We start from the raw sequence: 14,651 nt of genomic DNA, 5'->3' as shown, positions 1-14,651 counted from the left end.
GATGGGCCCCAGGGCCCGTCCGTTGGCTGGGCCGTCGTGGCGCCGGACTGGACCTGACGCCGCTGGCCGGATTACTTGTCGTCGGGGTTGAGCGCCCGGAACGCGAGCCCGGCGGCGACACCGGCGAGCAGCTCGGCAACCAGGTAGATCAGCGCCGTCCACGGGAACAGGCCCATGACCGCGCCACCGAGCACCACAGCCGGGTTGAACGCACCACCGGAGATCCCACCGACGGCCACCGCACCGACCATCACGGTGAAACCGATCGCCAACCCGTAGAAGGAGTTGTCCGGGTGGTCCTTGCTGGTGGCGACGTTCAGCACCACATAGGCCAGGGCGAAGGTGAACAGCAGCTCCACCACGAACGCGGCCACCAGTGCGTGACCGGACAACGCCAGGGTCGTCGCCGAACCCGGAGCGACGACCGCGCGCACAACCAGCGCCGCCAGCACACCGGCAACGAACTGCGAGACCCAGTACCCGACGGCCTCACCGCCGCCGATCCGGCCCCGCACCAGCGCCGCCATCGTCACCGCGGGGTTGTAGTGCCCACCGGAGATGTGCCCTCCGGCGTAGATCATCACCATCAGAGCGGAGCCGATGGCCAACGGGGCAAGCGTGCTGCCGCCGCGCACACTGGCGCCGACTGTGAGAACGAGGAAGAAGGTGCCGATCAATTCGACGAAGAGTTTCCGACTTGTCCGGGTAATACCGCCGTGCGTCACTGCGGATACCGGAGGGGTGAGGACATCCATGACCATCAGACTTGCCGTGCCGCGCGCTCATGTCGCTAATGACAGCGCCCATCTCGGCTGGCGGCCAGCCGGGCCCTTGCCATACCTACCAGCTGTAAAACCCTTGGTCAGACGGCCGGGACCGCTCGTGCGAGCCCCTCGGAGCGGCGGCGGCGCTGAGAATTCAACAGTGCCACAACCGTCCTCGGCAATTCTTCCGTGACTTTCTACGAGACCTCCGATACCGGCCAGCCGGTAGCGGAAATTCTCGGTGGCCGTGACGACTTGGCGCGGCGCCTGCGAAAGCCTGGGTATCGGATCGTCGCGTGCCCCACGCGGTTGATCGCGGTTGCTCAGGAGGGTGATATGACAGTGTCAGCAGGCCAAGGCAAGGCGATCAACACCGCTACCAGCGCGGACCAGAGCCGACGAGCGCGCCGGCCGTGGTTGCGGGTCTTCGGCGTCGGCCTCCTGTTGTGGGTGGCCTCGGTGCTGGTCACCTTCGCCACCAGCAATTCCAACCTGATTCCCACGATCATCTTGCTCGGCAGCTTCCTGGTCCCGGTCACCTTCGTGGTCTACGCCCTTTCGCACGCCGACGCGGTGGTCACGCCCCAGCGCATCTTCACTGCGTTCATCATCGGCGGCCTACTCGGCGTGCTGGGCGCCTCCGTCCTGGAGGCCACGCTGCTGCAACAACCGTCGGGGCTGGGCTATCTCGGCGTCGGTCTGGTCGAGGAGGCCGTCAAGCTGGCAGCGCTGTGGTTGCTCGCTCGACGCCTGCCCGAGTACACGATGCGCGACGGAATCGTGTTGGGCGCGGCGGTCGGCTTCGGGTTCGCGGCGTTCGAGAGCGCCGGTTATGCCTTCAACGCGTTGTTCACCTCACGGGGGGTGTCACTGCTGAACCTGGTCGAAACCGAGGCGCTGCGCGGCGTCCTCTCCCCGGTGGGGCACGGACTATGGACAGCGATGGTGGGCGGTGCCCTCTTCGCGGCAGCCGCGCGCAGAGGGCGGCCACGGCTGAGCGGCCCGGTCCTGGGCTGGTACGCGCTGGCGGCGGGGCTACACGCGCTCTGGGACGCCTCGCAGGGGATCGCGGCGTGGTGGACGGTGGCGCTGGCCGGCACGCCCCGGCAGGAGCGGGTGTTCAACGAGCTCGGTCTCCTGCCGATCGCGACCGAGAGCCAGATCCATCTGTTCACCACGCTCAACTGGACGCTGCTGGTACTGGACGCACTGATCGGCGTCCTGGTGCTGCGCGGGCGTTGGCGCCGGGCGAAGGCCGTCCAGGCGGCGGGCCTGGAGGGCCTCGCGCCGTGACGGCCGGGTATCGCTAGTCAGCGTGATGGCGGCCGCCGTGTTCGGTGCGGCCGCCATCACGCGCGTGACGGCTCCCGGACCCGTCGGGCAGCTTTCCCCGACGGGTCCGGGAGCCGGTTGCTCCCCGCGAAGAGTGATCAGACGAAGGGTGCGACGGTGCAAATCGCGGTCCCGCGAGAACCGCGAGCTCTCAGTGCAACTCGCCAGTCACGAACTGAGCTCGGCCGAAGCCGAACGACCAGTCCTCGTCCGCATTCTCGGTCATCGAGACGATGAGATCACCCGGGTCGAGACCGCAGTCGCGTCGCAGGCGCTCGGCCAACAGCCCGAAGAACTTCTCCTTCTGCCCCCGGGTACGCGCGCGGCTGACCACGTGGATGATGACCAGCTGTTCGGACCGATCAATGCCCAGGCCGGTGTCGAGTGCGACGATCTCGCTACTGGGGTGGCTCGTCACGACCTGGTACCGGTCCCGTTCGGGCACGCCGAACGCCTCCACCGTGGCGGCGTGGGCTGTGTCCAGCAGAGCTTTGATCTCATCCTGGTTTCGACCCTCGACGATGTCGAAGTACAGCAGCGGCATGACTTCTCCTTCCGGGTCCTACGCGGCGCGGAGCAGGCCGTGCGGGTCGAGTACGAACTTCTTCGGCACGCCGGCATCGAACTCCTCGTAGCCCCTCGCGGCTTCCTCGAGCGGGAGCACTGTCGCGTTGACGTTGCGGGCGATGTGCACCCGATCGTTGAGGATCGCCTCGCGCAGCTGGCGGTTGTACTGCATCGTCGGGGTCTGGCCGGTGGCGAAGGTCAGTGACTTGGCCCAGCCGGTCCCGAACCCCATCGATACCGAGCCGTGGCGGGCCGACTCGTCACGCGCGCCGGGGTCCTCGGTCACGTAGAGGCCGGGGATGCCGATCCCGCCGGCGGCCCGGGTGATCTGCATGGCCTGGTTGAGCACGGCCGCGTTCTCCTCGGTGCCGTCCTTGTGGCCCTTGGCCTCGAAGCCGACGCAGTCCACGGCCGCGTCGACCTCGGGCACCCCGAGGAGTTGCTCGAGCTGTTCGGGCAGCGATCCGGCGAGCGGGTCGACGGTCTCGCAGCCGAAGCCGCGGGCGTGCTCGCGGCGGGCCTTGTTCGGGTCACCGACGATCACGACCGCGGCGCCGAGGAAGAACGCCGAGGTCGCGGCGGCCAGCCCGACGGGTCCGCCACCGGCGATGTAGACCGTCGAGCCGGAGCCGACCCGCGCGGTGATGCAGCCGTGGTAGCCGGTCGGGAAGATGTCGGTGAGCATGGTCAGGTCCAGGATCTTCTCCATCGCCTGGGCCTTGTCCTCGTAGCGCAGCGTGTTCCAGTCCGCGTACGGCACCATCACGTACTCGGCCTGACCGCCCCGCCAGCCGCCCATGTCGACGTAGCCGTAGGCACCGCCGGGGTGGTCGTTGACGTTGAGGCACACGTCGGTGCGCCGCTCCGTGCAGTTGCGGCACCGCCCGCACGAGACGTTGAACGGTACCGAGACCAGGTCGCCGACCTTGCGGTACTCGACGTCGCGGCCCACCTCCACGATCTCGCCGGTGATCTCGTGCCCGAGCACCAGGCCCTCTGGCGCGGTCGTGCGGCCCCGGACCATGTGCTGGTCACTGCCGCAGATGTTCGTCGCGACCACCTTGAGGATCACCCCGTGCGGACACTCGCGGTTCTCGTTGCGCCGCGGCACCCCGGGACCGGGCCGCAGCACCAACTCGGGGTAGTCGACCGACTCCACCGAAACCTTGCCCGCTCCCCGATACACCACTGCTCGGTTGTCTGACACGATCCTGCCCTCCTGTACTACCTGATCCGACGACGCGTACGGATCTCTTGGCCGGGTTCGCCGATACCACCCGACGTTCCCGTCCCACCAGCGTCGCGCTGACGGCATCCGTCGTCGCCGCGGGCAGCACCCCTCCTGAGCCGCGGCTGACCGGCATGTCCGGTACCTGCCAGCTGCAACTGGCGACGGCACGCGGGCAGGCACCGGTATCGCCTGCCTGGTCAACGCGATGACTGTCGACATCCGGTGGCCGACGAGGCCCGAGCCGGCGCTACGTCCTCGGCGTCCGCCGAGTTGCGGGTCAACCGCAGCGCCGCGCCGTAGAGCTCGCCAAGCACCGGCAACGCGTCCCGCTCGAAGCAGGCTCGCCGATCGCTGACGTCGTCCCACCACTCCCCCGGTCGCCCGGTCGTTCCGTCAACCAGCACCATCGCTCGCACGTTCACTCCTCGCGCGGGCGACGCGCGAGATGCGGGTGGTCTCTCGCAATGCCGCCACTGTCACGGCTAAGAGTGGCGATCCGCCGAGGCCTCGTCGTCGCCGTCACCACCCAATGCCTCTACCAGCTGGCCGGAATACCTGGATGCGCCCGGCGGTGGACTCGGGCGGCGGGCAGCGGACCGGTGAGGTGCCTGTCACCCCCGTGGAGAACGGTTCGACTGTTGGCAGGTCGAACCGGTTAACTCAAGGATGTGAGCGTGCTGGGCGGCCTGCGCCGCACGTGGTCAAGACAGCTGTCACCCACCCGCCGGGTGGCCGCGTGGGTGCTCGCCGTGGCCGGCCCGACGCTGCTCACGCTCGCTGCGCTGCTGTTGCGTTCGCCGCTGATACGGGGTGGATTCCTGTTCTGCATGCTGTTGGTGGTCATCGCCGTCGCTGTGATCGGTGGGACACGGCCAGCGCTCGCCGGAATAGTGCTCGGCGCACTGGCGCGCAGGTTCTTCTTCGCGCCCCCCTTTGAGGACCTGGGCGTCGACCTGCGGCCGAACCTGGCCTCGCTGGTCGGGTTCGCCGTTGCCGGGACCGCGGTCGCGATCCTGATCGGTGAGTTCGCGCAGCTTGCCGATGAGCAGGCCGCGCTGCGGCGGGTGGCGACGCTGGTCGCCGGCGGCGTGCGGCCGGCGGAGGTGTTCACGGCGATCGCGGATGAGCTCGGCCGCCTGATCGGTGCCGAGGCGACGTTCGTCTCCCGCATTGATCATCCGTCCGGGGAGCGCGCGGAGTTCAGCACCGTCGTCGGGTCCTACGGTCCGGGAAGTGATCAGGTACCGGTCGGCTCCCGGCTGGACCTGCTACCCGGGATGATTCAGACTGCCGCGCCGCATACCGGGCGCCCCGCCCGGCTCGACCGCGAACGGCCGGCGAAAGGCCCGCGCGACGCCTGGGTCGCCACCCTGGGCATGCGGGCCGCGGTCGCCACGCCCATCGTGGTCGGCGGGCAGCACTGGGGCGCGACGGTGGTCGTGACCTCGCGGAGGGGCTTCCCGGCCGGCAGCGAGTCGCGCATGGTGGCCTTCATGGAACTCGCCGCGACGGCGATCGCCAACGCCGACACCGAGCGGGAACTGCGCGAGCTCGCGGACACCCAGGCGGCACTGCGGCGCCTGGCCACGCTGGTCGCGCAGGGCGAGCCCCCCGAGGCGGTGTTCGCGGCCGCGACCAAGGAGGTTCTCCGGCATTTCGGTAGTGGCACGGCCAGGATGATCCGGTACGAGCTCGACGGGACGGCGACGCTGCTGGCCAACGAAGGCACAACTGGCCCCCACGTGCGGGTCGGGGAGCGCTGGGAACGCTATCCGACGACCGGGCTGACCGCGACCGTCCTGCGTACCGGCCAGGCCGCCCGTATCGATGACTACCGCGACATTCCGGGCGGGGAGCCCTATCTGAGCGAGGGACTAGGGTCCGCGGTCGCTATGCCGATACACGTCAACGGCCGACTGTGGGGAATGATCGCGGTCGGGCCCGGGCAGGGGCCACTGCCGCGCGATGCCGAGCAGCGGATGACGGAGTTCACCGACCTGGTCGCCACCTCGGTCGCGAATGCACAGAACCGGGGCTCGCTGCAGGCGAGCCACGACGAGCTCGCTCGCCTCCTGCGGGAGCAGGCCGCACTGCGCCGAGTTGCCACCCTCGTCGCCCGCGGCATCCGTCCGGTCGAGATCTTCTGGGCGGTCAGCGAGGAAGTGCGTTGTCTGATTGGCGCGGACAGTGCAGCAATAGCCCGCTTCGAGCCGGACGGGGCCTCGGTCGTGGTCGTCGGCGGTGTCGGGGGGCAGGTCTCGGACAACTTGCCGGCCGGGTCGCGCGTGAAGCTCCGCGACTACATGGCCCCGGCGCTCGTGTGGCGGACAGGCCGGGCGGCCCTGGTCAACGAGGAGTTGTGGAAAAGCGCGCCGGGCCGGATCGCCGAGGGCCTGCGCGAATTGGGCTTCCGGTCGATGGTGGCGAGCCCGATCATCGTCGAAGGCCGTCTGTGGGGCGTGGTGAATGCGCTCTCGAAGCGGGGGCCGTTTCCGTCCGACGCGGCCGACCGCATGGCGGACTTCACTGAGCTCGTCGCAACGGCCGTCGGGAACGCCGAGAGCCGGGCCGAGCTTGCCGCCTCGCGGACGCGGATCGTCGCTGCCGCGGACGAGGCCCGCCGACGGATCGAGCGGGACCTGCACGACGGAGCACAGCAACATCTCCTCGCGCTGGCACTCAGGTTGCATTCCGCGACGGCCGTACCCCACGAGATCGGCGACATCCGTACCGAGATCACGCATGTCGCCGGGGCGCTCACGAGCGTGATCGATGAGCTGCAGGAGATCTCCCGCGGTATACATCCGGCGGTCCTGTCCACCGCGGGGCTGCGGCCGGCGCTGCGCGCGCTGGGGCGGCGCTCAACCATCCCGGTGGACCTGGACGTGCGGATCGATGGCCGGCTTCCCGAGGCAGTCGAGGTGGGCGCCTACTACGTGGTCTCGGAGATGCTCACCAACGCGGCCAAGCACGCGTCCGCCTCGGTCATCGAGGTGAATGCGGACGCGTCCGAGGGCACGCTCCGGGTGTGCGTGCGTGACGACGGTATCGGCGGCGCCGACCCGAAACGGGGCTCAGGACTGGTGGGCCTGAAGGACCGTATCGAGGCGCTGGGCGGCAGCTTCTCTCTGCACAGCCCACCGGGCGGCGGCACGACGGTGTGCTGCGACCTCCCGGTGTCGGCCGGCGATGGGCAGCCTGATGTGGACCCTGACCGGTAGCCCACGGCGCTCGCGGCGAGTCTCCTGATCGACTACCAGCCAGCCGGAATGAACGGATTACCGGCAGCACCAGAGGTCGATGGTCGCTGGCCGCGATGCCCCTGCGCAGGCAGTACACGACGCTTGTGGGAGTAGCTCAGGGAATCCACGGAGGCTGCCGGGGTGGCCAGCAGGCCACGTGGCTCCGGCATGCGCAGCAGCTGTGGATCTGGACGCCGCGGCATGGAGGTAGGGCAATGACCAGCACATCCGGTTTGATCCCTGGGGATGATCTAGGCCGGGGCGCGCCGGGGCGAGAGGCCCAGGGGCGTGGGCCGAACCGGGGCGGCGAGTTCTCCCAGGAGGACGACGAGGCGCCGGCGGCCGGTTGGGGTGCCGCCATCAGTGTCACGAAGGTGCTGGGCCGGACGCGGGAACTGGTGCGCGGGCCGCACGCGATCCTGAAGATGAACCACGAGAACGGCGGGTTCGACTGCCCCGGCTGCGCCTGGCCGGACGACCGGAACAACCTGCACCTGGATGTCTGCGAGAACGGCATCAAGCACGTCACCTGGGAGATGACCCGCAAGAAGGTGGGCAGGGAGTTCTTCGCCGCCCACACGGTCACCGAGCTGTCCGGCTGGACCGACTTCGCGCTGGAGGACCAGGGCCGGCTCATGGAGCCGATGGTCTACGACCCGGCGAACGACAAGTACCTGCCGATCTCCTGGGACAGCGCGTTCGAGCTGGTCGGCGCCACGCTGCGCGGGTTGGACGGCCCGCACCAGGCGGCGTTCTACACCTCGGGCCGGCTCAGCAACGAGGCCACGTTCCTGTACCAGCTGTGGGCGCGGGAGTTCGGCACGAACAACCTGCCGGACTGCTCGAACATGTGCCACGAAGCGTCCGGGCGGGCGATGACCGACGCGCTGGGCACCGGGAAGGGCACCTGCGACATCGACGACTGGGAGAAGGCGGACCTGCTGATCGTGATGGCGGTGAACGCCGCGTCCAACGCCCCCCGGATGCTCACCGCACTGGCCGACGCCCACCGGCGCGGTGCGCAGATCGTGCACGTCAACCCCCTGGTGGAGGCGGCATCCCGGCGCACCATCGTGCCGCACGAGTTCCTCGCGATGGCCGCCTTCCACGCCACCGGGACCGGCACGATGGACGTCCAGCCACGCATCGGCGGGGACCTGGCGCTGCTGCGGGGCGTCGCCAAAGCGGTGCTGGAACGGGCAGAGACCGACCCCTCAGCCGTCGACGCGTTGTTCATCGAGCGCTACACCGCGAACTTCGAGACGTACCGGAAGGCCGTGGAGGAGGCCTCCTGGGAGGAGCTCACCCTCCAGTCCGGGGTGCCGGAGAAGACCATCCGCGACCTGGCCGACCGCTACCTGGCCGCCGACCGGACGATCATCGCGTGGTGCCTTGGGGTGACCCAGCAGGAGCACGGCTGCGACACCGTCCGCGAGATCATGAACCTGCTCATGATGCGGGGCAACCTCGGCCGGGAGGGCGCCGGCCCGACGCCGATCCGAGGCCACAGCAACGTGCAGGGAAACCGCACCTGCGGGATCGACCACCGCCCCACCGAGGAGTGGCTGGCCCGGTTGGACGCGGCGTGCGACATCCGGGCGCCGCGCGAGCACGGCCTGGACACCGTGACGACCATCCGGGGCATGCTCGAGGGCAGCGTGCGCGTCTTCGTCAGCATGGGCGGCAACTTCGCGCTCGCCGCCCCGGACACCGAGGCGACGTTCGCCGCGCTGCGCAACACCGACCTCACCGTGCAGGTCAGCACCAAGCTCAACCGCAGCCACCTGGTCCACGGCCGGGCCGCGCTCATCCTGCCCTGCCTCGGACGCACCGAGCGCGACGTGCAGGCGTCCGGCGAGCAGGGCGTCACGGTGGAGGACTCGATGAGCATGGTGCACATCTCCTACGGCATGCGGAAACCGCCCTCGCCCGCGCTGATGTCCGAGTGCGCGATCCTGACCGGGATGGCGCGTGCCACGCTGCCCGACTCGGCGACGCCGTGGGAGTACTACGTCGCGGACTACGACCGCATCCGGGACACCATGGCCAAGGCGCTGGTCGGGTTCGAGGACTTCAACCGCCGGGTCCGGCTGCCGCTCGGGTTCCGGATCCGCCAGCCCGCCCGGGAACGGGTGTTCCTCACCCCGAGCGGGCGCGCCGAGTTCCATGCCGCGCCGCTGCCCGACGTCCTGCCCCGGGCGGGGAAGCTCATGTTGTCCACCATGCGCTCGCACGACCAGTGGAACACCACGATCTACTCCGACGACGACCGCTACCGAGGGGTGAAGAACCTCCGCACCCTGCTGTTCATGAACCGCGCCGACATGGCCGAGCGCGGCATCGGCGAGTTCGACCTGATCGATATCACCAGCTTCGCCCGCGACGGCAGCACCCGCTCGGTCTACGGCTACCGCGCCGTGGCCTACAACATCCCCCCGGGCTGCGTCAGCGGGTACATGCCGGAGCTCAACGTGCTGTGCGCGCTCGGCGACTACAGCGGCCAGAGCGACCAACCGCTGATGAAGCACCAGATCGTCGAGGTCGTGAAGCAATGAGGCCGGCCCTGTGCTCGGCGTTCGCACCGCCCGAGCAGCCGTACCTGCTGGCTGCACGGCAGATGCAGGCGCTGTCGTTCATGGTGCACATTCCGCTGGTGTGCTTCGGGATCGCGTTCCCGGTGATGGTGCTGTTCCTCGAGTGGCGCTACCTGCGCACCGGTGACCAGCTGTTCCGGGTGTTGGCCCGGCGGTGGACGAAGGTGATGGTCACGCTGTTCGCCGCCGGTGTGGTGACCGGGACCATTCTGAGTTTTGAGATGGGCCTGCTGTGGCCGAACTTCACGGCGACGTTCGGCCCCGTGTTCGGCCTGGGATTTGCCATCGAGGGTTTCTCGTTCTTCCTCGAAGCGATCTTCATCGGGATCTACGTGTACGGCTGGGACCGGCTGCCGGCGCGGGTGCACTTCCTGAGCGGGGTTCCGATCGCGGTGGCCGGAGTGGTCGGCGCACTGATGGTCATCGCGGTCAACGGGTGGATGAACCACCCCCAGGGGTTCCAGCTGGGCGCCGATGGGCAGGTGGTGGACATCGACCCGGTGCGGGCGCTGTTCGCCAACACCTACTTCTGGCACGAGCTGGTGCACATGTACCTCGCCGCGTTCATGGTGACCGGATTCCTGGTGGCCGGGGTGTACGCCGTCGGCCGACTGCGCGGGCGGTGGGGCCGCTACGAGCGCACCGCGCTGGCCGTGCCGCTGACCGCCGCCTCGGTCGCCGCGCCGCTGCAGGTACTGGTGGGCGACTGGGCGGCCAGGGACGTGGCCACCGAGGAGCCGATCAAGCTCGCCGCCATGGAGGGTCTGGCGCAGACCACCGCGGGCGCCCCGGAACACCTGCTCGGCTTCTACATCGACGGACAGGTCCGCTACGGCATCGAGATCCCCCGGCTGCTGTCGCTGCTGGCCTTCCACAACCCGAACGCCGTGGTGCGGGGCCTGGACTCGGTCCCGGTGACCGACCAGCCACCGGTCAACGTGGTCCGCTTCGCGTTCCAGACCATGGCCGGTATCGGCACCCTGCTCGTGCTGCTCGCCGCGGTGTTCCTGGTGGTGCGCTGGCGGCGGGGCCGGTTGCCGAACAGCCGCCGGTTCTACCAGGCGGTCGTGGTGGCCGGCCCGCTCGCCTACGTCGCGCTGATCGCCGGCTGGGTGACCACGGAGGTCGGGCGCCAGCCATGGGTGGTGTACGGCGTGATGCGGACCGAGAACGCGGTGACCGGGGCGACCGGCATCCCGGTGGGCTACGGGGTATTGGCCGGGACGTACGCCCTGCTGGCCGTGGCGGTGTTCTGGACGCTGCGGCGGCTGGCCAAGGTGCCCATGCCGACCGGTGCGGGCAACCCGCTGACGGGCTCGCCGACGGCCGTCGGAAGCAGGTGACGCTGTGCTGCTCCAGACGCTTCCACTGCTGATCTCATGGGTCGGCCTGGTCCTCTACACGATGCTGGCCGGGGCCGACTTCGGTGCCGGATTCTGGCAGCTCACCGCCGGCGGGGGCGAGCACGGCCGCCGGCTCCGCGACCACGCCCACCACGCCATGGCGCCGGTCTGGGAGGCCAACCACGTCTGGCTGGTGTTGGTGCTGACGGTCATGTGGACCGCGTATCCGACGGTGTTCGGCTCGGTCTGCTCGACGTTGGCGATCCCGATCTTCCTCGCCGCGATCGGCATCGTGCTTCGCGGGCTGTGCTACGCGGTGCAGAGTGCCACCGACGAACCCGCCGAGCGGCGGTTCATCGACACGGCGTTCGCGCTGTCGTCGATCCTCACGCCGTTCATGTTGGGCACGGTGATCGGCGGCATCGCCACCGGACGGGTCCCGGTCGGCAACGCCAAGGGCGACATGGTGACCAGCTGGGTCAACCCGACCTCGCTGGTCAGCGGCTGCCTCGCGGTGGCGGTCGGGGCGTACCTCGCGGCGGTCTTCCTGGCCGCGGACGCCCGGCGGCACCCGGTCTCCGGGCTGGAGCGCGCCTTCCGGAGCCGTGCGCTGCTCGCCGGTGTGGCGGCCGGCGTCCTGGCCCTGGTGGCTTTGCCGGTCCTCGCCGGCGACGCCCCCAGGATTCTCGCCGGGCTGTCCTCCGGGTGGGGGTTGGCCGCCGCCGTGGTCTCCGCGGTCGGCGGTTTCGGCTCCCTGGCGCTGGTGTGGCGGCGCCACTTCGATGTCGCCAGGGTGGCCGCGGGGGTGGCGGTGGCCGCGCTGCTGGGCGGCTGGGCCGCGGCGCAGCGGCCCTACCTGCTACCCGGCCTCACCCTCGGCGACGCGGCCGCGGACAGCGCCACCCTGTGGGCGGTGGTGATCTCGGTGCTGCTCGGCTTGGTTGTCCTGGCGCCCAGCCTCGCGCTGCTGTTCCGGCTCAGCCTCGCCGGCCACCTGGACCCGGACCCCGGTGCCCCGGTTCGGCACGCCACCCTCGGCCCGGATGCGGTCCGTCCGCGATGGGCGGGCCGGGTCGGCGTGGCCTGCTTCCTCGTCGGTCTGGTGCTGCTGACGCTGGCCGACGCCGGGGTGGCCCATGTCTTCGGTGTGCTCGCACTTGCCGGAGCCGGACTGGCGATCTTCACCGCGGTCGGCCCCGACGAGGTGGCCGCCGAGGAGCCGACAGTGTTCGTCCGCGGGCGGCGCTGATCGGCGCTCCGATCGACGACACCAGCCACACCCGAGTCCGTCCCTAGCCAACCTGAGAGGCAAAGATCATGACACCCACGGTCCTGCTGGTACACGGCGCCTTCGCCGATGGATCCTCCTGGAACAAGGTCATCGCACGCCTGCGGGCGGCAGGCCTGGTGGCCCGCGCGGTCGCCAACCCGCTGCGCGGACTCACGTCTGACGGTGAGTACGTCGCCAGCGTTGTCAGCCAGACCGAAGGCGACGTGGTCCTTGTCGGCCACAGCTACGGCGGCCCCGTTGTCACCTACGCCGGCAGTTCGGCCCCGAACGTCAAAGCCCTCGTTCTCGTCGCCGCATTCGGTCTGGACAAGGGAGAGAACGCACAGGACGCCCCTGCCGACTTCCCGGAGACTCAGCTGTCCGGCGCGTTGCAGGCGTGGACGTACCCCGGCAGCGACCTCCCGGAGTTGACCCTGCAACCGGGGAAGTACCGCGCGGTGTTCGCCGCTGACGTCACCGAGGAAGAAGCGGCGGCCGGCGCGGCCAACCAGCGCCCCGCCGCGGCGCTCGGTTTCGGCGAGCCACTCGCGGTCGAGCCGGCCTGGCGGCGTGTGCCGACCTGGTGGGTTATCCCGAGCCGGGACAACGCAATCAACCCGGAGTACCAGCGCGCGACGGCCGACAAGATCGGCGCAAAGGTCATCGAGCTCGAGGGCGGATCCCACTCAATCCCTGTCTCCAGGCCGATCGAGGTGGCGGAGACGATCATCGAGGCGGTCCGCTCCGCATCCTGAGCGGCGGCCACCTCAGGTGCTACTCGACCCCGAGTCGACCCGTCGCCGATGCGTAACACCTCACGAGAAGGCCACCGACGCCATGGTTCACGACAGCGCGCCCAACCCGGTACCGCCGTGACTGAACCGATCGCCCGCGCCGGCAAGCTCGCCGGCGCCGCCGCCGTGCTGGTTTTCGCCGCGGGCGCGGCCGGTGCCGTATTGCTAGGTGACTGGCAGGTCGCCAAGCTCGGCCTGATCGCCGCCATGGTCACCTACGTGCTGGCTTCCCTGGTGGCCGTAACCGTGCGGAACCTGAGCGGTTCCGCGCCGGTAGCGAACAGCGCGAGAGCGTTTTCACGTTGGCGCAGGCGAGAACACGCCCGCAACTGGAGGAGGAACATTCCATGACCAACCAGGAATACCAGGCGGAGACCGACAACAAGCAGCAAATCTTCGACGTGTTCGAGGAGCTGCAGAAGATGCCGGACCAGTCGGAGTCGATGCTCACCGACGTCTACTTCAGCGACTTTCCGGACGCGAGCAGCCGGATCTTTCGGATCTACCGCGAGCTGCCGCTGCACTACCACGAGGAGTGCGACGAACACCTGTACGTGGTGTCCGGCCGGGGGCTGTTCCACCTGGACGGTCAGGAAGCCAAGGCTGGTCCAGGCACTTTCTTGCGGTTCGCCCGCCGCCAGGTGCACGGATTCCCACGCATCGACGAGCACCCGTTCGTGGTGCTGTCGATCGACGTGCCCCGGCGCAGGCCGGACGACATCGTGTTCGTGAATCCGGAGGACGGCGACGCGAGCTCCTTCATGGCCCGCAACAACGACTAAGGACCGGGTAGCCGCGCACCGGCTCGCGCTGTGGCGTGTGGGTCGTGTCGGGGTAGCAGGAGCGGGGTGGTCAGGATCAGCAGGCCGGCCAATGCGATCGCGGCGCAGCGCCCCGGCGGTGAGCAGCACCGTGTGCTGGCCGAACCGCGCGACGATCCGACGGGCCAGCCGCGAGCCGATCAGGCCACCGACGCAGGGCGCGGCGTTGACGAACAACGGGCGCAGCACGGGGTGCGTCAGGATGTAGCGCCATCCGTCGAGCATGTCGCCGACGCGTAGCCGTGGTGCATCGGTTCGCGCCGGGTGCGGCTCACTGCCGCCGATCGCGCGGATCCCCAGTGCCGAGAGCAGGTAGCTGACCGCATCGCCCACCACGGTCGTCACTGGACCGAGCAGTCCGATGGCGGCCCCACCGAGCGGCGGGCCGATCGCGGTGGCGGACCAGGTCGTGGACTCGAACCGGCCGTTCGCCCACGAGCAGGTCGCCCGGCCGCACAAGCGCCTTCAGGTATGCGCCGCTGGCCGCGTTGAAGGCGATCTTGGCCGCGGCGACGATCACGGACACGATCAGCAGCTACGCGCCGAACCCGATACCCGAGCCGTATGCGCTGACCGCGTACGCCGCCCAGAGCCACCTGAACTGCCGCCCCAGCGACCGGCCAGCCACTATTTCCAGCACGCCCTCCCGACCAACCTCGCGTTGACCAGTGAGATCCAACCAGGCGTTGTGCA

The 14,651-nt window shown here is 69.6% G+C and carries 11 protein-coding genes and 2 pseudogenes; 8 read left to right on the top strand and 5 right to left on the bottom strand.

The window, feature by feature from the left end; genetic code table 11:
• Window positions 1-71 precede the first annotated feature (71 nt).
• Entirely contained in the window at window positions 72-677 is a 606-nt protein-coding gene (locus tag ACTXG6_RS09500) for an MIP/aquaporin family protein (protein WP_445187386.1), read from the bottom strand.
• A gap of 423 nt (window positions 678-1,100) precedes the next feature.
• Here ACTXG6_RS09500 and ACTXG6_RS09495 point away from each other — a divergent pair, with 423 nt between their 5' ends.
• Window positions 1,101-2,057 carry a PrsW family intramembrane metalloprotease gene (locus ACTXG6_RS09495; protein WP_445187385.1) on the top strand — a complete coding sequence of 319 codons (957 nt, stop codon included), beginning with the start codon at window positions 1,101-1,103 and terminating at the stop codon, window positions 2,055-2,057.
• A 190-nt stretch (window positions 2,058-2,247) separates the two neighbouring features.
• Here ACTXG6_RS09495 and ACTXG6_RS09490 read toward each other — a convergent pair whose 3' ends face one another.
• The 3 genes and pseudogenes from ACTXG6_RS09490 to ACTXG6_RS09480 form a co-directional block, all read right to left on the bottom strand.
• Entirely contained in the window at window positions 2,248-2,640 is a 393-nt protein-coding gene (locus tag ACTXG6_RS09490; RefSeq protein ID WP_445187384.1) for a tautomerase family protein, read from the bottom strand.
• 18 nt (window positions 2,641-2,658) lie between these two features.
• Window positions 2,659-3,870: a formaldehyde dehydrogenase, glutathione-independent gene (fdhA, locus tag ACTXG6_RS09485; protein WP_445187383.1), complete on the bottom strand. Its 1,212-nt coding sequence runs from the start codon at window positions 3,868-3,870 to the stop codon at window positions 2,659-2,661.
• Between the two features lie 272 nt (window positions 3,871-4,142).
• A pseudogene (locus tag ACTXG6_RS09480) lies at window positions 4,143-4,301 on the bottom strand (RNA polymerase subunit sigma); the annotation flags it as partial.
• A gap of 267 nt (window positions 4,302-4,568) precedes the next feature.
• On the opposite strand from ACTXG6_RS09480, the gene ACTXG6_RS09475 reads away from it, so the two are divergent.
• From ACTXG6_RS09475 to ACTXG6_RS09445, 7 genes are all read left to right on the top strand, one after another.
• Entirely contained in the window at window positions 4,569-7,115 is a 2,547-nt protein-coding gene (locus ACTXG6_RS09475; RefSeq protein ID WP_445187382.1) for a sensor histidine kinase, read from the top strand.
• A 236-nt stretch (window positions 7,116-7,351) separates the two neighbouring features.
• A complete protein-coding gene (locus ACTXG6_RS09470; RefSeq protein ID WP_445187381.1) occupies window positions 7,352-9,691 on the top strand; it encodes an FdhF/YdeP family oxidoreductase in 2,340 nt (779 codons plus the stop codon).
• A complete protein-coding gene (locus tag ACTXG6_RS09465; protein WP_445187380.1) occupies window positions 9,688-11,073 on the top strand; it encodes a cytochrome ubiquinol oxidase subunit I in 1,386 nt (461 codons plus the stop codon). Before ACTXG6_RS09470 ends, ACTXG6_RS09465 begins: the two co-directional genes overlap by 4 nt.
• A gap of 4 nt (window positions 11,074-11,077) precedes the next feature.
• Window positions 11,078-12,322, top strand: coding sequence for a cytochrome d ubiquinol oxidase subunit II (locus tag ACTXG6_RS09460; RefSeq protein ID WP_445187379.1), 1,245 nt, complete (start codon window positions 11,078-11,080; stop codon window positions 12,320-12,322).
• Between the two features lie 68 nt (window positions 12,323-12,390).
• Window positions 12,391-13,098, top strand: coding sequence for an alpha/beta fold hydrolase (locus ACTXG6_RS09455; protein ID WP_445187378.1), 708 nt, complete (start codon window positions 12,391-12,393; stop codon window positions 13,096-13,098).
• A gap of 117 nt (window positions 13,099-13,215) precedes the next feature.
• A complete protein-coding gene (locus ACTXG6_RS09450; protein WP_445187377.1) occupies window positions 13,216-13,488 on the top strand; it encodes a hypothetical protein in 273 nt (90 codons plus the stop codon).
• Complete coding sequence (locus ACTXG6_RS09445) at window positions 13,485-13,919, top strand: cupin domain-containing protein (RefSeq protein ID WP_445187376.1); 435 nt, start codon at window positions 13,485-13,487, stop codon at window positions 13,917-13,919. The genes ACTXG6_RS09450 and ACTXG6_RS09445 overlap by 4 nt, the downstream gene beginning before the upstream one ends.
• 102 nt (window positions 13,920-14,021) lie before the next feature.
• On the opposite strand, the pseudogene ACTXG6_RS09440 reads toward ACTXG6_RS09445, so the two are convergent.
• Window positions 14,022-14,589: pseudogene (locus tag ACTXG6_RS09440) on the bottom strand (MFS transporter); the annotation flags it as partial.
• Between the last annotated feature and the right edge of the window lie 62 nt (window positions 14,590-14,651).

It is taken from the genome of Pseudonocardia sp. Cha107L01 (assembly GCF_052566575.1).
This window is presented reverse-complemented; position numbering and strand designations above follow the sequence as displayed.